Annotated in this window: 17 protein-coding genes and 2 pseudogenes; 11 read left to right on the top strand and 8 right to left on the bottom strand. The window is 68.4% G+C overall.

Annotated elements, in window-relative coordinates; genetic code table 11:
• The first annotated feature begins 278 nt into the window (after positions 1-278).
• Positions 279-599, top strand: coding sequence for a hypothetical protein (locus AB0C28_RS47885; RefSeq protein ID WP_358082908.1), 321 nt, complete (start codon positions 279-281; stop codon positions 597-599).
• A 156-nt stretch (positions 600-755) separates the two neighbouring features.
• Here AB0C28_RS47885 and AB0C28_RS47890 read toward each other — a convergent pair whose 3' ends face one another.
• Complete coding sequence (locus AB0C28_RS47890) at positions 756-953, bottom strand: hypothetical protein (protein ID WP_357849431.1); 198 nt, start codon at positions 951-953, stop codon at positions 756-758.
• A 371-nt stretch (positions 954-1324) separates the two neighbouring features.
• On the opposite strand from AB0C28_RS47890, the gene AB0C28_RS47895 reads away from it, so the two are divergent.
• The 5 genes from AB0C28_RS47895 (at position 1325) to AB0C28_RS47915 (ending at position 5052) form a co-directional block, all read left to right on the top strand.
• The gene (locus tag AB0C28_RS47895; RefSeq protein ID WP_358082911.1) at positions 1325-1996 is read left to right on the top strand and encodes a TetR/AcrR family transcriptional regulator; all 672 of its coding nucleotides are present in this window, start codon (positions 1325-1327) and stop codon (positions 1994-1996) included.
• Positions 1997-2043: 47 nt separating this feature from the next.
• Complete coding sequence (locus tag AB0C28_RS47900) at positions 2044-2277, top strand: alpha/beta hydrolase (protein ID WP_358082914.1); 234 nt, start codon at positions 2044-2046, stop codon at positions 2275-2277.
• A 336-nt stretch (positions 2278-2613) separates the two neighbouring features.
• Complete coding sequence (locus AB0C28_RS47905) at positions 2614-3513, top strand: AraC family transcriptional regulator (RefSeq protein ID WP_358082917.1); 900 nt, start codon at positions 2614-2616, stop codon at positions 3511-3513.
• 212 nt (positions 3514-3725) lie between these two features.
• Entirely contained in the window at positions 3726-4754 is a 1029-nt protein-coding gene (locus AB0C28_RS47910) for an aldo/keto reductase (protein ID WP_357849419.1), read from the top strand.
• A 61-nt stretch (positions 4755-4815) separates the two neighbouring features.
• Entirely contained in the window at positions 4816-5052 is a 237-nt protein-coding gene (locus AB0C28_RS47915; protein ID WP_358082920.1) for a hypothetical protein, read from the top strand.
• A gap of 493 nt (positions 5053-5545) precedes the next feature.
• Here the strand turns inward: AB0C28_RS47915 and AB0C28_RS47920 are convergent.
• Positions 5546-5884, bottom strand: a pseudogene (locus tag AB0C28_RS47920) (family 20 glycosylhydrolase); the annotation flags it as partial.
• 205 nt (positions 5885-6089) lie between these two features.
• Between AB0C28_RS47920 and AB0C28_RS47925 the strand changes: the two are divergent.
• From AB0C28_RS47925 to AB0C28_RS47945, 5 genes and pseudogenes are all read left to right on the top strand, one after another.
• On the top strand, positions 6090-8930 hold the full coding sequence (locus AB0C28_RS47925) for a BTAD domain-containing putative transcriptional regulator (protein WP_358082923.1): 2841 nt from the start codon (positions 6090-6092) through the stop codon (positions 8928-8930).
• A gap of 194 nt (positions 8931-9124) precedes the next feature.
• Entirely contained in the window at positions 9125-9937 is an 813-nt protein-coding gene (locus tag AB0C28_RS47930) for a DUF2306 domain-containing protein (RefSeq protein WP_357849410.1), read from the top strand.
• A gap of 234 nt (positions 9938-10171) precedes the next feature.
• Positions 10172-10729: a DUF1707 domain-containing protein gene (locus AB0C28_RS47935; RefSeq protein WP_358082926.1), complete on the top strand. Its 558-nt coding sequence runs from the start codon at positions 10172-10174 to the stop codon at positions 10727-10729.
• Between the two features lie 43 nt (positions 10730-10772).
• Positions 10773-10916, top strand: a pseudogene (locus tag AB0C28_RS47940) (transposase); the annotation flags it as partial.
• A gap of 135 nt (positions 10917-11051) precedes the next feature.
• On the top strand, positions 11052-11714 hold the full coding sequence (locus tag AB0C28_RS47945) for a hypothetical protein (protein ID WP_358083073.1): 663 nt from the start codon (positions 11052-11054) through the stop codon (positions 11712-11714).
• Here AB0C28_RS47945 and AB0C28_RS47950 read toward each other — a convergent pair.
• From AB0C28_RS47950 to AB0C28_RS47975, 6 genes are all read right to left on the bottom strand, one after another.
• Positions 11699-12130 carry a hypothetical protein gene (locus AB0C28_RS47950; protein ID WP_358082929.1) on the bottom strand — a complete coding sequence of 144 codons (432 nt, stop codon included), beginning with the start codon at positions 12128-12130 and terminating at the stop codon, positions 11699-11701. The genes AB0C28_RS47945 and AB0C28_RS47950 overlap by 16 nt on opposite strands.
• A gap of 363 nt (positions 12131-12493) precedes the next feature.
• Positions 12494-12721, bottom strand: coding sequence for a hypothetical protein (locus AB0C28_RS47955; protein WP_358082932.1), 228 nt, complete (start codon positions 12719-12721; stop codon positions 12494-12496).
• A 187-nt stretch (positions 12722-12908) separates the two neighbouring features.
• Positions 12909-13508: a hypothetical protein gene (locus AB0C28_RS47960; protein WP_358082935.1), complete on the bottom strand. Its 600-nt coding sequence runs from the start codon at positions 13506-13508 to the stop codon at positions 12909-12911.
• A 244-nt stretch (positions 13509-13752) separates the two neighbouring features.
• Positions 13753-14592 carry an NAD(P)-binding domain-containing protein gene (locus AB0C28_RS47965; RefSeq protein WP_358082938.1) on the bottom strand — a complete coding sequence of 280 codons (840 nt, stop codon included), beginning with the start codon at positions 14590-14592 and terminating at the stop codon, positions 13753-13755.
• A gap of 546 nt (positions 14593-15138) precedes the next feature.
• On the bottom strand, positions 15139-15513 hold the full coding sequence (locus AB0C28_RS47970) for a hypothetical protein (RefSeq protein WP_358082940.1): 375 nt from the start codon (positions 15511-15513) through the stop codon (positions 15139-15141).
• 88 nt (positions 15514-15601) lie between these two features.
• A complete protein-coding gene (locus tag AB0C28_RS47975; protein ID WP_358082942.1) occupies positions 15602-15817 on the bottom strand; it encodes a hypothetical protein in 216 nt (71 codons plus the stop codon).
• Positions 15818-15851: the final 34 nt, after the last annotated feature.

Raw genomic sequence — 15851 nt, forward strand, 5'->3', positions numbered from 1 at the left:
TTCGTCGACCACAACCCAGCCGAGAGCCTCGGCCCACCAGCGCCCGAGAGCGACAGGGTCGGCGGAGTCGACGATGATCTGTTCCCATTCCAGTGTCATGGGCTTGAGCTTAGACAGGGACCCTCGGCCCGGCCCTGGAGGCCCGGAACTCCTACAGCTCCGGCGAGCCGCCACTCTGTTGATCAGTGGGTACGGCGGCGTGGCGCGAGGATCTCGGTGACCTTGGCGATGGCTTCGGCGCCGGGTTTGACGTAGCGCATGGCGGTGCGGGGGTTCTTGTGCCGGGTGTCGCGGCCCCGGGCCCGTCGTGGGCGGGCGCCCTGAGCGCCTCAGGCGACGGACAGGTCGCCGCCCTGTGGAACGACGACAACGATCCGGCCCTGCTCTTGCTGTCCCCCAGGGACCCGGCCAAGGACCGTCGTATCTCCGGCGACCACCTCAGGTATGCGATCGAAGGGGGGATGACGTTCAGCGGAACCCGGCTCGTGGTCGGCCTCGACTGGACTGCGGACCTGGCCATCATCGACGTCGCCACCGAAAGAGCCGAACTCGTCAAGGCCGCCACCGGCCAGCTCTCGGTCGGGCCCATCGCAGGCTGAGATGAGTCATCGCAGTGTCGAATAACGGGGGCCACCGCATACACCAGAAACAGGCCGCGACCTCCGCACAGGACGACAGATTCGGCTCGAACACAGCGGGCGGGCCCGCGCTCGCCGACGCCGGGTGTGATCAGGACCGGTTGCTCGAGGGGCGGGTCACCAGGTGGCGTGCAGCACGCGCAGCCAGTTCGCATGCGCGATGCCGGTCATCACGTCGGCGACGATCCCGGCCGGTGAGGGGGAGACGCCTTCGAGGCTGACGCCGATCACGTCGCTGGCCGCGATCGCGGTGATCTGGTCGTCGGTGAGTGCCCGGCTGGTAGGTGACAGGGCGTGGGCGGCGTGGGTGACCACGAGCGGTGCCTGGGAGCACCGTGCGAGCCAGCCGTACCCGGCCCTTTGACTCTCGGACGAGCCGGAGCAGGGCGCCGATGCCGGCGATGTTCTGGTCCAGGGCGTAGTGGCGGTCGAGTTGCGGCGGGTACTCGATCTGGAGGCCGGTGTCGGTCTTGGTCATCTGGAGGCGGTCGATGGGCGGCACCATCACCTCGAACAGGCCTCCACCCAGGCCGTGGGTGGAGCCCAGGTCCGATGGCGGGACCTGGGCGGGGGGCGCGCCGGTGAGCGGCGCCTTCATGTCGTAGTTGGCCAGGCCCGCGATGAAGTCGCTGTGTCCGGCGAAGATCCATGGCTGATCGGTCATCTGCATCCCCAGTCAAATCCGATTGGAACTGTTTCTTGCCGAGGGATACGCCAGGGTCAGCATGGATGCGATCGCCGCCCGCGCAAGGGTGGGCAAGCAGACCGTCTACAGCCACTTCGGCAACAAGGAACGGCTCTTCCTCGCGGTCGTCGGCGAGGCCCGGACCGCGGCGAGCGCCACGCCGGGCGGATCAGCGGCGACCGGCCATACAGGTGACCCGCGAACCGACCTCCAAGCCGTGGGCGAGCGCCTCCTGCGCGTTGTCCTCTCACCCGCCGTCGCCGCGCTGTACCGGCTCACGATCGCCGAGCTCACCCACCAGCCCGAACTCCAGCAGCCCTGGCGAGAGAGAATTGATCATCCGGGCTCACCGTCCAAGCGGTGCCGAACCAGACCATTGACCCATGATCAAGTACCCAGATCGAGCGACAAGGCGAACGCAGCGCATACGTCCGAGAACAACGCCTTCCCAGAAGGAGAATCCCGATGTGACTTCCGAGATTCCGGTCCCAGTCAGGTCACAACCCCCGCCAGCAGCCTGCGAGCACACGGACGCCGTCGAGCTCGGGGGGACTGTACGCCGAAAACCTGGACACACCCCCGGTGCGCGAATCCGCTGGCTGTTGAGCCGACATCATCCCTTGGCCAGGGGATATCACTCCACTCCAGGTGTGGAAATGATCACCAAACGTAGATGGAAGTCTGTAACGATCATTCACCATCTCGGGGGAAAGCACGATCATGTCCACGACACGGGGAAGAACCGCGCTGGCCGTGGTCTCGATCACCGGCGACGGGCTCACGCCGCACGAAGGCGGCATCAACCTCGCAGAAACGCTCGGGGCGCGGCTGCTCACGGTCAAGGGCGAACAGCACGGCGCGACGGTCGTCCGCAATCCGTGCGTCGACAAAGTCGTGGCCAACTACCTCATCGACCTCAAACTGCCGGATGGGAACGCAAGTTGCTTCCTCTAGGTGTTGCGGGACAGGACGTCGATGACAGACCGGGAAGGCTGAGGTAGCAGATGGGCGGGCCCTTCGCGGCGAGGATGAGACGCGACCAAGCACCTCATCCGTGTCGAGCCGGCAGAGGACCTGCCCTGTGTCTCACCGTGATGCCCCGCTCTCGTTGGAAGGTCGGCGCCGACCGCTTCCGGCAGTGGAGGGACGGCGGTGTCTTCGAAGCCCTGCCGCAGGGCTTGATCGCGGAAGCCGCGAAGCGAGGTGCGGTGAACTTGTCCCTGGTCAGGGTGGACTCGTGTTCGTGCACCTACCGATGGCCGTCGACGGCTTGCGTGCTGCAATGGTGACATGTCTTTGGACGAGTTTCGTGACCTGCTGGAACGGCATGCGCGGCCCGGGTTGACCACCGCCATCGACGGCGTCCGGGTCTGCAAGGTCGACCACGCCGTTTCGCCGGAGTCCTCGATGTCCGGCACGGTGCTGGCGGTCATCGCTCAGGGTAGCAAGCGTCTGGCGCTGGGAGACCGCGTCTACGAGTACGGTGCCGGCCAGTACCTCGTCGCTTCGGTCGACCTCCCGGTGACGGGGCATTTCGTCGACACCGCCCGCCCTTCACTCGGATTCGGGATGACCCTGGAATCTGCCGTCATCGCGGAGCTGCTGCTGCAGACCGGACCGGGGGAGCTGCCGCGGTCCACCCGCACCGCACCGCCGGGCATCGCGGTCAGTGACGCCCCGGAGGAGTTGCTCGACGCTGTCGTACGGCTGCTGCGCCTGCTCAACAGGCCAGGGGACCGGACGGCGCTCGTCCCGCTGCTCAAGCGGGAGATCCTCTGGCGGTTGATGACCGGCGAACAGGGTGACGCCGTCCGTCAGCTCGGCCTCGCGGACAGCAGCCTGAGCCACATTGAACGTGCTGTGCGGTGGATCCGGGAGAACTACACCCAGCCGTTCCGGGTCGAGGAGCTGGCACAGCTTTCGGGGATGAGTGTCTCCGCTTTCCACCGGAACTTCCAGGTGGTGACGGCGATGAGCCCGATCCAGTTCCAGAAGCAGATCCGGCTGCAGGCGGCGAGGCTGCTGCTGGCGAACCGTCCGAACGACGTCACCGGTGTCGGCCAGCGCGTCGGGTACGACAACCCGTCCCAGTTCAGCCGGGAGTACCGGCGCCAGTTCGGTGCTCCGCCCAGCGTCGACGCGGTGCGCCTGCGGGGTGGAGCCGGTCCCGCTGCGGCGGCGCCGCTGTGACTGCCACCTGAACGAAGAGGATTGTGCAACCACGCGAAAGAATCGTGAAGGCCCGGCGCTCGCCGCGTTGCTTGCATGGATGTACCGGGACGAGCCGCAGCCGGCGCCCGGATAGTTCTCAGTGATCGGCGACGCCGCACCTCGACACAGGGCTCGGCGTCACCATGCCGACCACCCACCGAACGCTCCACGAACGATTCCAAGGGGGAATAATGAAGTACCGTACGCTGGGCCGGACCGGAATCGAGGTCAGCCCGTACTGCCTGGGCACCATGATGTTCGGGGCCATGGGCAACCCCGACCACGACGACTCGATCCGGATCATCCACAGGGCCCTGGACGCGGGGATCAACTTCGTCGACACCGCCGACGTGTACTCCGCCGGCGAATCCGAAGTGATCGTCGGCAAGGCACTCAAGGGCCGCCGCGACGATGTCGTGCTGGCCAGCAAGGTGCACTATCCGATGGGCGGCGATCCGAACCACCGGGGTAACTCACGGCGCTGGATCATGACCGCCGTCGAGAACTCTCTGCGCCGCCTGCAGACCGATCACCTCGACCTCTACCAGATCCACCGCCCCGACCCGGCGGTCGACGTGGAGGAGACTCTGTCAGCCCTGTCTGACCTGGTCCGCAGCGGCAAGGTGCGGGCGATCGGCGCGTCGACCTTCCCCGCCTCGGAGATCGTCGAGGCGCAGTGGGTCGCCGAGCGGCGCGGTCTGGAGCGTTTCCGGACCGAGCAGCCGCCGTACTCGATCGTCAACCGGAGCATCGAACGCGAGGTGCTGCCGGTCTGTCAGCGCTACGGGATGGGCACCCTGGTCTGGAGCCCGCTGGGCCAGGGCCTGCTCACCGGCCGCTACCGCAAGGGGCAGCAGACGGACACCCACCGGTCCGGCGGCATGCCGCAGCACTTCAGCGACGAGCGCAAACTCGACGTCGTCGAACAGCTCATCCCGCTCGCCGAGAAGGCCGGCCTGCCGATGACTCACCTCGCGATGGCGTTCGCGATCGCCCACCCGGGCGTCTCCTCGGCGATCATTGGGCCACGCACCATGCAACATCTCGACGACCTGCTGGCCGGCGCCGACGTCACCCTGGATGACGAGATCCTCAACCGGATCGACGAGATCGCTCCGCCCGGTACCGACGCCGGCCCCAACGACGTGTCCTACACCCCACCGGCCATCTCGTACGTGAACCGGCGCCGCCGCCCGGTCGCCGAGCGCTCCGCGGTCTGACGGGCGGCGCGTATCGCGCCAACCATAAAGGCTTGCGTGACCGATACCGGCGGTAAACGATTTGAGGCTGCGCCCCGACATCACCCTCGAAGACCTCGCGGACATCCTTTCCGTGACCGTCGAAGGCGTCGCCTTCCGCGCGCTGTCCGGGCCGGCGGAGGACTATGAGCGGCTCGAACGGACGCTGCGCAAGGCCGTGCTCGCCGTTCTGGTCTCCACGGTGAATGTGAATCGCGGGGACGATCTCAGTCTCGACGAACAACCGCGGCGAATCATCCTCGTCCCCCGGAACATCTGATTTGCGCCGGGTCGGCGTCCAACATGGCCCGGCTCTTGTGCCGGCTGTTGACGTAGGACGTGTTGCGGCGCCGAAAAGCTGGCCGCCAAGTCCTCGGCGACCTGACGAACCGTTCCGCGGTCCGCTCGGCCTGGGCGGCTTGCGAGACTCTCCAGCGCGTGGCAGACCGAGCCCGGACGGATCGTCGTCGGTGGCAGCGCGGATGGCTGCGGCTCTGGACGCCGGACGAGCACGGCGGCTGGGAGAACCAGAGCGAGATCGTGCTCACCGCGAAGTCGCTTGAGCCGTACGTCCCGCACTGGACAGCCACGTTCCCAGCACACCGAGCGTCGTCACCCGCCGGCCGGGACGCAGGTCATCCCGTCCGTCCCCGGCGCCTGACCCGGACAAGCGCATCGCGCCGGTGACCGGGGCGGCCGGCGACGACCGGCTGAAGACACTGATCGCGTCAGCGCGCTGATCCTCGCCCGATCCGCGCCATGCGCGGCGATCATCACCGGGAGCGACGCAAGTTACCGGTCCAGGCGTCGATCTTGCGCTGCCAGGTGTCGGCGCTCTCGGGCCGGCCGGGGACACCCGGGCGGGTCTGCCAGGGCAGAGGCCCGCTCTCGCGCCGATACTCGACGCCGATCGCGTCCAGCCGATCGAGGTGGACCTCCAGCCGGCGGAGGAAGTCGGCCGTGTCGCGGTCGGCGGAGCTCCACACGGTCTCGGCGAAAGCGGTCAGGCAGGGGAAGGCCATGTAGTCGACCTGCCGGGGAGAATCGATCAGCTCGGTCCACACGGCGCACTGTGAGCCGAGCACCCGCTCCGCCCGCTCATCGGATAAGTCCGTCGTGTACGGCTTGCGTTCACTCACCCGGCCATCTCAACACGTCCACGCCCACCAGCTAGGCATAACGCTGCAGATTCACTCGATCACCCTATGACATCAGTGGCGTCGGCCCACAGACCGCCCTCTCAGGCGGGCCAGGGTCGCAGATCCCGACATTTGCGGTGACGGGCCGCGCTGCTGCCGCGTCCGCGATAATCGACGCATGCGTTTCCAGATCCTCGGACCCACGATCGCGCTGGGCGAGGACGGTGAGCCCGTTGTGCTCGGCGGCCCTCGGGGGCGGGCTCTGCTCACGCTGCTCGCCCTGCATGCCGGGCGCATCGTAAGCGGGGAGCAGCTGGTGGCGGGCATGTACGGCGCCCGTCCCCCGGAGGGCGTGTCCAACGCGCTGCAGTCGCAGGTGTCCAGGCTGCGACGATCGCTGGGCAGGGACCTGGTGGAGTTCCATCCGGCCGGGTACCGGTTGATCGTTGACCCGCAGGACGTGGACGCGGGGCGATTCGAGCAGCTCGCGCGTGCGGGTGGACAGGCGCTGGCCGGCGGCGACCCGGATCGGGCGGCCACACTGCTGCGGGAGGCGCTGGAGTTGTGGCGCGGCGCTCCGCTGGCCGATGCCCCGCACGCTGAGGCCGCCGCGACGGAGCTGGAGGAGCTGCGGCTGACCGCAGTCGAGGACCGTGTGCAGGCCGATCTGGACCTGGGCCGGCACCGGGAGCTGGTCGCCGAGCTGAGCCGGCTCATCGCCGCCCATCCGCTGCAGGAGCGGCTGCGAGCCCAGCTCATGCGCGCTCTCTACGGCAGCGGCCGCCAAGCCGAGGCGCTGACCGTCTACAACGAGGCCAGGAAGATCCTGGACGAGGAGCTCGGCGTCGAGCCGGGTCACGAGCTGGCCGCCGCGCACCTGGCCGTGCTGCGGGCCGACCCGGCGCTGGGCACTTCCGCCCCGGTATTGGGCACGGCCGTGCCACGCCCGGCCGTTCAACGGCACGGGCTGCGGGCGCAGCTCACCAGCTTCGTCGGCCGCGCCGAGGAGCTCGCCCAGGTCGGCGCGAGCCTGCGGGCCGGCAGGCTGGTCACGTTGATCGGCCCGGGCGGCGTGGGCAAGACACGGCTCGCGATCGAGGCGGTCGGGCAGGAGCCGGGGGACGTCTGCTTCGTGCCGCTCGCGCCCGTCTCCGACGTCGCGGACGTGCCCAGGGCCGTGCTGGCCGCACTCGGCATCCGCGACGCCCTGCGCACCCCGCCGACGGGTTCGCTGGTGGAGCCGGTCGCGCGGCTGGTCACCGCGCTCGCCGCCCGCGAGCTGCTGCTGGTGCTGGACAACTGCGAACACCTCATCGCGGCCACCGCTGAGCTGGCCGATGTGCTGCTGGCCTCCTGCCAGGGGTTGCGGGTGCTGGCGACCGGCCGGGAAGCGCTGGGCATCACCGGTGAGTCGATCCTGCCCGTGGCGCCGCTGCGGCTGCCGCCGCCGGAGGTGGACGACCCGTTGAACTACCCGGCCGTCCGGCTGTTCGCCGACCGGGCCGCGGCCGTTCAGCCGGGCTTTGCCGTGGATGCGGGCAACGCGACCGAGGTGGTGCGGATCTGCCGGGCGCTGGACGGGCTGCCGCTGGCCATCGAGCTGGCGGTGGCGCGGCTGCGTACGCTGTCATTGCCGGATGTGTCGGCGCGGCTGGACGACCGGTTCCGGCTGCTGACCCGGGGCAGCCGTACGGCGCTGCCCCGGCACCAGACCCTGCGCGCGGTCGTCGCGTGGAGCTGGGACCTGCTGGACGAGGACGAGCAGCGGATGGCCAGGCGGCTGAGCGTGTTCGTGGGCGGCGCGCGGCCGGAGGCGGCGGAGCGGGTGTGCGGGCTGCCGGAGGAGGTGCTGTTCTCGCTGGCGGAGAAATCGCTGGTGGAGTTCGTGGGCGGGCGCTATCAGATGCTGGAGACGATCCAGGCGTTCTGCGCGGAGCGGCTGGCCGAGTCCGGCGAGGTGGAGGCGATACGTGACGCGCATGCCGCGTACTACCTGGACCTGCTCGTCGCGGCCGACGCGCGGCTGCGCACCCGCGAGCAACTGGAGTGGCTGGCCAGGCTGGATGAGGAGAGCGACGACCTCAGCGCGGCCGTGCGCTGGGCGACCGAGTCGGGGCAGATGGAGACGGCCCTGCGGCTGCTGGCGCACAGCGCCTGCTACTGGTGGATGCGCGGCAATCGCACCGCCACCGCCGCTCTGGCCGACGCGTTGCTGAGCAGACTGGGCTCTCACCGGTTCGACGGCATGGTGGAGGAGCACGTGATGTGCGTGCTCGTCACCGCCTGGGCCGGCGAGATCGACGACGAGTTGCGCTCCCACCTGCAGGAGGTCTGCGAGCTGCTTCCGCTGACCTACGTGCCGCAGCGCGTGGAGTTCCTGATGATGCTGTTGTCGATGTTCACGGGACCGCCCGGCGACTTCATGGAGGCCTACGGAGAAGTCACACGGAAGTCCGCCAGCCTTTCCCCGTGGCAGGCAGCGCTGGCCATGGTCGGCTCGGCGTTCGTGCTCGACGTGCTCGGCGAGGTGGAGCAGGCCCTGGCCCATTTCGAGCGCAGCCTGGCCGCGTTCAAGGCCATCGGCGAGCGCTGGGGCACCGTGCTGGTGCTGTCCGGGCTCGGCTCCCTGCACCAGAACCAGGGCGACCACCGCAAGGCCCACGCCCTGGCCGATGAAGCGCTGGCGACGGCACGCGAGCTGGGCGCCGGGACGGAGATCGCCGAGGCGCTGTGCCGGCGGGGCGACGCCCTGCTGAGCCTGGGCGATCCGGCGGGCGCGGCGGCCGACTACGAGCTGGCCGCCGAGCTGTCGCGCAGATACGGCTCCATGGAGACGGTGGCCTGGGCGTATCTCGGCATGGGAGAAGTGGAGCTGTCCCGCGGTGACGTGGCGGGGGCGCACGTCCTCCTCACCCGGGCCCGTGAGGAGTGCCCCGCGCAGTGGTACAGCACCGAGACCACCCGCACGCGCATTGACGCCGCACTGACCGAGGTCAGCCGGATGGCCGGCGAACGGTAGGCGCCTCCTCCGGAAGGTGGGCGCCATGGCGTACAAGTCGAAGTGCGCCCTCCGGTCTGCGGTGGTGACCGTCCTGTAGGGGCGGCACCGTCGGTCGGCGGCTCGTGCGCGGCGTCCGGCCACAGGCCGGCACCGTATGCCGCCGGTATGTGCGCGGTAGGTGAGTGGTCAGCGCCTCACCCCAAACTCCGGGCATGACTGATCTCGCGCGACCGGCAAATCACGCCACGCCGCCGCCTGCCGTACAGAAACCACCACTGTGGAAGCGCCCCTGGGTCGTGCCGCTGATGCTGGTGGTGCTCGGCTTCGTCGCGTTCTCCGTTCCGCCTTACACCACTCTCGATCCCGCCCTGTCTCGCGTGCCGCCGCCGGAAGGCTTTCCGCTGTATTACCCCTTCCTGGCCACGCACGTGCTGTGCTCCTCGGTGGCGTTACTGACCTGCGGCTTGCAGGTCTGGCCGTGGTTTCGGGAGCGCCACCCGGTCGCACACCGCAGGATCGGACGCGTGTACATCTTCGCCGGCGTGATACCGGGCGGCCTGGCCGGCTTCGTCGTGGGCGCGGCCACCCCGTACGGCGACGGCGCGCGAGTCAGCAACATGCTGCTCGCGACGCTGTGGACCCTGTTCACCGTCACCGGATTTCGCATGGCACGCCGGCACAGGTACGCCGATCACCGCCGGTGGATGCTGCGCAGCTTCGCGCTGACCGCCTCGATCATCACCAACCGCATCTGGGGCATGGTGATATTCCTCATCGTCCTGCCCGAGTTCGAGACGACCTACGGCGGGGACATGCAGGAGGTGATCAAGGCCTCCGCCGGCGTGACGACCTGGCTCGGCTGGACCCTCCCCTTGCTGATCGTCGAATGGTGGCTGGTGGAGCGCGGCCGTGCCCGGCGCCGGGCCGACACCGCGCGGCGCTCTGGGCCGGCGGATCCCCCGATGGACCCCGCCGCGGCAACGACCTCGGCCAAGGTCTCGACCGGGGACACTCAGGCACCGTAGGAGACGAACCGGCGCACGGGCTGCCCAATTTCCAGCGCCATCGACTGGTTCTTTGGTACGACAAGCGTGCCGGCCGCGAAGATGGTCTTGCAGAGCCCTCAGGTGCCGTGAAGGACGGCGGCTCCTCGCGCCCTTCGCGGCGACCTGCGTTGCAACGCCTGCCCGCCCGACCTTGAAGAGCTTCAGCCCAAGCCCCGCGCGCCTATCGGCGCATACCGGAGGTCGAAACCTATCGTGACCGACGATCCCCATCTGCGTGCCTCAGATTCCGACCGCGACCGCGTGGCCGCGGTGCTGAGCGAGGCCCTCGCCACCGGGAGACTCACCAGCGTCGAGCACGCCGACCGTCTCGACGTCGCCTACACGGCCCAGACGGTCGGTGAGCTCGTCCCCATCACCCGGGACCTGCCCGACGTGGCCGCATCCGGCGTGCCCGCCGCCATCGAAAAGCAGGTCATCACCTCCCAGTTCAGCAAGGTCGTCCGCAAGGGCCGCTGGGTGGCCTCCCGCCACACCCGGCTGACCGCCAGGTTCGGGGCGCTCATCATCGACCTGTCCGACGCCGTGCTGCCGGGACGCGAGATCACCATCGAGACGAACGCCCGCTTCAGCAAACTCATCGTCCGCGTCCCCGGCAACGCCAACGTGATCGACGAGGGCAGCTCGATCTTCGGCAAGCGCAACGTCACGGGAGGTTCCCAGGATGACGGCCCCCTGATCAGGGTCACCGGGTCGTCGGCCTTCTCCAAGGTCATCGTCACCCGCGGAAAGGACGACTGGAACCTGCGCTAGCGAGGTGAGTCGGCGGCGGAATCTTCCGGGCCACCCCGCGGCCATCAACGGCATCCTGCATCGGCTGTGCACTGGGGTACCACGGCGGGATCCGCCGGCGCGTTTCGGTCTGTGGAAGACCGTGTACGAGCGACACCATAGGTGGGACCGGATCTTCGCGGCCGTTCTGACCGGCGCCGACGCGGAAGGCCGGATCGACTGGTCGATGGTCAGTGTCGATTCGGCCTCCTGTGGGCCCACCCGCACGCCGCCGGGCCCACAAGCGGCGCCGTGGACGTGCTCGGCCTGGTCATCGCCGTGGTCATGCTTGCCGCCTGCGCCCATGAGAACACCGCCGGGATCGCCCTGCTGGACCGAGCCGCCGCGCACGAAACGCTCGGTCGTCGAACAGACCTACGGCACCTTGATGCTCTACCGGCGTCTGGTCCGCGACTGTGAACACCGCCCGGCCAGCTCCGAATCGCGGGTGTACTGGGCGATGACCGACGTGATGTCCCGCCGTCTGACCGCGCTCCCGCCCCCTCCTGGCGGTCGACATGACCATGTTCGACGCGCGGGACTCGAACCCGGGCGCCTGGTTGCTGGACAAGATCGATGCCCGCGAGCAGGCGCTGACCTGCCAGATCGAACAGATCCAGGCGGAGATCGACGCGCTGACCGCGCGCGTCTGGGCGAACTCAGGGAGGCCACCGAACATTTACGGATCACCCGCAAGACGCTGCTCACCCTCGCGGCTGACACCGCCGATGACCCCGAACCGGCCACGCAATCCCCGGCACTGCCCGGCCATCCGCTCTACCAGCAGATTCTCACCGTCTTCGCCGACCGTGACCGTCCCTTAAGGGCGCGCGAGCTGTGCGAGGCTCTCGACCTGCCCCTGGCGCACAACAACATCCAGAACGTCCGGGTGAAGCTCAAACGCCTGGTCAGCCGCGCCATCCTCGCCGAGACCGAGCCAGGCTTGTTCACTCAGCCACGCCCGTAATCGGCCGGGCCTGACCACTGGCCTGCACTACCCAGCTCAAGCGACGAAAGGGACATCAACTCGCGAACCGCCCTCTCGGAGGCGTAGAAGGCATCCAGCCGCGACCCGCGATGGGCGAGCTCGCGATGGCTACGGTCGATCTCCAGCCGCTCCCCGGCAATCTTGACGATCGCCTCGCGTTCCCACGGCAGCAACGCGTGCAGGGCGATCTCCGGACCAGGCCTGGCGTCATCGAGCCGCCCGAGGACGGCACGCACTTGCCGACGCAGCACCCGCGCGTGATCCAGCCCCAGCGTCGCTGCCGCCTGCCGGGTCGACCAGCCGCCCGCACATGCCGCGTCCGCGACGAGTACCAGCAGACCGGCCTTGACGCGGGCGCCGACTCGCGGCGGGACCAGGCCGGCGTTCAGCCCCAAAGCGAATTCCCTGGTGCAGATGCAAGGCGACAGCCTGCTCGGTCACCGTGGCACGCAGCCGCTCGATCTCACGCCGGGCGGCCTCCAGTTCGACCTCCTTGGGACTCTTGCCCGGACACCCGACGGCCGAGGCACCCGCGAGCGCGTCCAGGGCGCCCTGCTTGGCGGTCTTGCAGATCTGGTTCACCGTCATCCGGCTGACGCCGTACTTGCCGGCCGCCTGGCCCTGGGTGGCCTGGCCGGTGAGCACCTCGACGAACACCCGGTACTTCACCGACGGCGCCAGCCGCGTATCGTCAGCCCCCCACGAACTGAGGTCGGCGTCGTTCGCGCGGCCGCCGCTTCGCGGCAGGGGCGGCTCGGTCACGGGTCGTAGAAGCCGTTGTCCTCGACGTCGTCCAGGTTCTCCACGATGGGCACAGGCGGCTTGTCGGACAGCTCCCCGAGGAAGTCGTCCGGGTCGTCACCGTACGGATCGCGCGCGGGGCGCTCGGCGTCGAGCACGGCGGCCAGGCGCTCGCCGAACCGCACCTGTACGTCCTGGCGCTGGCGCTGGCCGAGCCGAGCGTCGACCCCGACCATGCCGTCCATTTGCAGCGCCGTGGACCTTGTCCTCGTCGCCTCCTCCGCGTGGGGCAGGAGGCTCGGAAGCGGGCCAGCGCGTCGGCCACTGGGAGCAGCGTACGCCGAAACTTCCGGACCTTTCCATGACAAGCACTGATCGTGATTCCGTCGGAGCCATCTCCAGCAGGGCTGCCGAGCTCTTCCGGAGCATTGGTCAGGACCGAGACGACGGGTCGTCGCCGGCCCCGGCGGCGGTACCGATCCAGACGTTGCAGTGGGCGCACCAGTCGCGTGCGCTGGCCATGTCGGGGAAGATCCGGTACGGGCCGTAGATCTCCTTGGGCCAGCGTCGTTCGTGCTCGCCAGCGTGCTGGTCCGCTGTCTGGGTTTTTGGCGATCTCTTTTGAGGTGGGCGTCCTGGGCGCGATAGGTGACCGCGCGATCGCGAGCCTCGGCCGCGCTTCTTGGCGTCGCGGGCCGATCGGCCGCGGCCGCCGTGGGTGGAGACCCGGTCCAGCAGCACGGCCTCGCGCTCATAGATCTCGGCGAGCAGGTGCGGCGGCGGCCCCATGAACTCGTCCCGAACGGCGTTGGTGCGATTGTGCAGGGTCAGCAGCTCGGTCAGGGGGTCCATCCGGGCCGTGCCGCCGGAGACGGGCCGCTCGCCGGCATCGCGGCCGTCGGCCCGCGCATGCGCGATGGCCCACGTGTCCAGGTAGGCGGCCGTCTCGTCCGGCGTTGAGGTTCCGGCCGGCATCCGATTGTAAGTACGTGTCTCCAGCCCGCCGCTGATCCCGTAGATCTCATCGATCACGATTGGACGCTTGACCGCTTCCTTCCCACTCCTCAACGACCTGGCGGAACTTGGTGTGCGTTCGAACTGGACATGAGCAAACAGCTCGACCTCGGGCCGGCGCCGGGACTGGATCTGGGGGAGGCTGACTGACCCGGGTCGTCATGGTCAGGGCACGTCGGCCAGTCGTGGTTCCCTGCCGGTGTGGGGTCTTTGAACCGGAAGCCGCTGCTGTCAGCGACCGAGTCTCCTCCCTGCAGCGCGGTCAGCAACGTTCGTAGTCACGGATATGGCGAGGCCTCGATCTCCTTCCGCGGGCCAGGCAGAGCCAACAGTCCTCGTTGGCCGGCTGGCCCTTCTCGTTCGAGGACGGCCCGTATGGGGTCCCCCACACCGGCGTGTCCGTCGCCTGCCGCCAGCTGTCGGCCAGTGGTCCCGCGTCCACGACGCTGTAGCCGATGGAATCGATGAATTCGGTCACCGCCGCCGTCGCCGGCGCGGAGTCCCCGGCGATCGGCAGGTAGGAGCGGTCCGCGGCCCCCGCCGGACGGGCGAGTGACTGCAGGTGCTTGAAGAAGATGTTGTTGAACGCTTTCACGACCATGGCGTCCGGGATGTACCGCAGCAGCAGTTCACTCGAGGTGAGCGACTCGCTGTCGAGCTCGGGGATATGCCCGTCACGTTCAGGGCCGTAGTTGCACGTGTCGATGACCGTCTTCCCGGCCAGTGGCGCGGCGGGCAAGTTGGGGAACGCCTTGACCGGCACCGTGATCACGACGATGTCACCGGCCGCCGCGGCCTCCCCGCTCGTCGCCGCGGACGCCCGCGGCCCCAGTTTCGCGGCCGTGTCCGCGAGCGTTTCTGGACCGCGCGAGTTGCTGAGCACGACCTGGTGCCCGGCCGCGATGGCGAGCCGCGCGATGGTAGTGCCGATGTATCCGCTTCCGATGAATCCCACAGTCGTCATATTCTCAGCGTCCCTCCCAAGAGCCGTATCCTTGCGATTCGCCGGACTGAGGTGCCTAGAAGATTCCGGACAGCCAGCTACAACGAGCAGGGATTCGCTTTCGAAACCCACGACCACAAATGGCACCCCATCGATCACGACGGTCTCGTCTTGATGTGTCGGCCCAAAGATCGGCCGGCAACCGCGGCGGCCTCTGCCCCTACCGGATGGAGCAAGGCATCCAAGCGCCGCCGTTACGGACAGCGCTGACCCACCAACTGCTTCATGCGCCACCGTGAGCAGGCGCATGGCGATGTTCTCGTCCGCGCGCCATTGATCGAGAGTGCCCAAATGTCCGAATCCTCGAAAGTGCTCGATCTGGGCGCCTTGGCGGGCTAACGCTGCAGGTCATCGAGAGTGCTCCCCGCGCACGCGGGGATGGTCCCGAACGCATCATCCGCACCGGCCTCACGATGACGTGCTCTCCGCGCACGTGAAAATGATCTTGGTGTCAAACGAGGTCCCGTGTTGAACGATCGACCGTCAGGAGCCCGCTCGACCTCGAGCTGCGTGCGTGCGGATGATGGTGGCTCTACGCTTCCTCATGGGTCAGGACCGCAGTCGATTCCTTATCAAGGCCCCGGACATCCCTGGTTCTCACACCAGGACCGGGCAGCTCTTCTTTACCCAAGGCCGCCTCGCTGCTCATGCCGGGTCGGGGTCGTCGGGCGCGGTAAGGGCCATCGCATACACCGCGATGAGTCTGTCGTCACGTTCGGTTGCCAACCGCGCGGTGTCCAGGGCGTTGGCGAGTGTCCAGGTGGGACAGGTATCCACGATGCGCTGCGCGACGCCAACGACGTCACGGCCACGGACCATGAAGTAACGCATGCCGATAGGCCCATCATGCACGTAGTGGATAGAGGTGGCCCCATCCACGGTGGCCCAGGCATCCACCCATGTGGCCTGCTTTCGGTCGCCCACGCTGATCGCGTTCCAGTCCAGATCCCAGGCGACGCCTTGGACGTCGTCGTCGGTGACGTGTTGCCGCAGCACGATCCTGGTGGCGGAACTGGGCATCTGACCTCCGTTGTTCGTCATGTGCTCGTCTCGGCGAGGAAGCCGGGGTTCAGCAGTCGACTGGAATCAACATGATCGGCGAGATAGATCATGACACCTCGGGATTCATCCCGGAGGCCGCGGCGACGAGTTCGGCGTCTATGGGGTTGACCAGGTCGATCAGACGAGTGGAGCGAAGCGTCCGCGGTGAGATGCCGGACGGGTCCAGAACGTGGCTGACATAGGCGACGGATGCCGGGTTCCACCCCGCTTTGGTGACCATCAGATGAGGGTTGCCGGTGCGCTGGTTCTCGCGGTGGGCCACGCACCTTTGGACGCTGGTCCAGCTGACTCGGCAA

Source organism: Nonomuraea sp. NPDC048892 (genome assembly GCF_040649735.1).
In the GTDB taxonomy this organism is placed as follows: domain Bacteria; phylum Actinomycetota; class Actinomycetes; order Streptosporangiales; family Streptosporangiaceae; genus Nonomuraea; species Nonomuraea maheshkhaliensis.

Coding starts and splice junctions, on each gene's coding strand:
- AB0C28_RS47900 (WP_358082914.1), top strand. CDS start 2,044: ATGTCCACGACACGGGGAAGAACCGCGCTGGCCGTGGTCTCGATCACC.
- AB0C28_RS47905 (WP_358082917.1), top strand. CDS start 2,614: ATGTCTTTGGACGAGTTTCGTGACCTGCTGGAACGGCATGCGCGGCCC.
- AB0C28_RS47910 (WP_357849419.1), top strand. CDS start 3,726: ATGAAGTACCGTACGCTGGGCCGGACCGGAATCGAGGTCAGCCCGTAC.
- AB0C28_RS47925 (WP_358082923.1), top strand. CDS start 6,090: ATGCGTTTCCAGATCCTCGGACCCACGATCGCGCTGGGCGAGGACGGT.
- AB0C28_RS47930 (WP_357849410.1), top strand. CDS start 9,125: ATGACTGATCTCGCGCGACCGGCAAATCACGCCACGCCGCCGCCTGCC.
- AB0C28_RS47945 (WP_358083073.1), top strand. CDS start 11,052: ATGAGAACACCGCCGGGATCGCCCTGCTGGACCGAGCCGCCGCGCACG.
- AB0C28_RS47955 (WP_358082932.1), bottom strand. CDS start 12,721: ATGGACGGCATGGTCGGGGTCGACGCTCGGCTCGGCCAGCGCCAGCGC.
- AB0C28_RS47970 (WP_358082940.1), bottom strand. CDS start 15,513: ATGCCCAGTTCCGCCACCAGGATCGTGCTGCGGCAACACGTCACCGAC.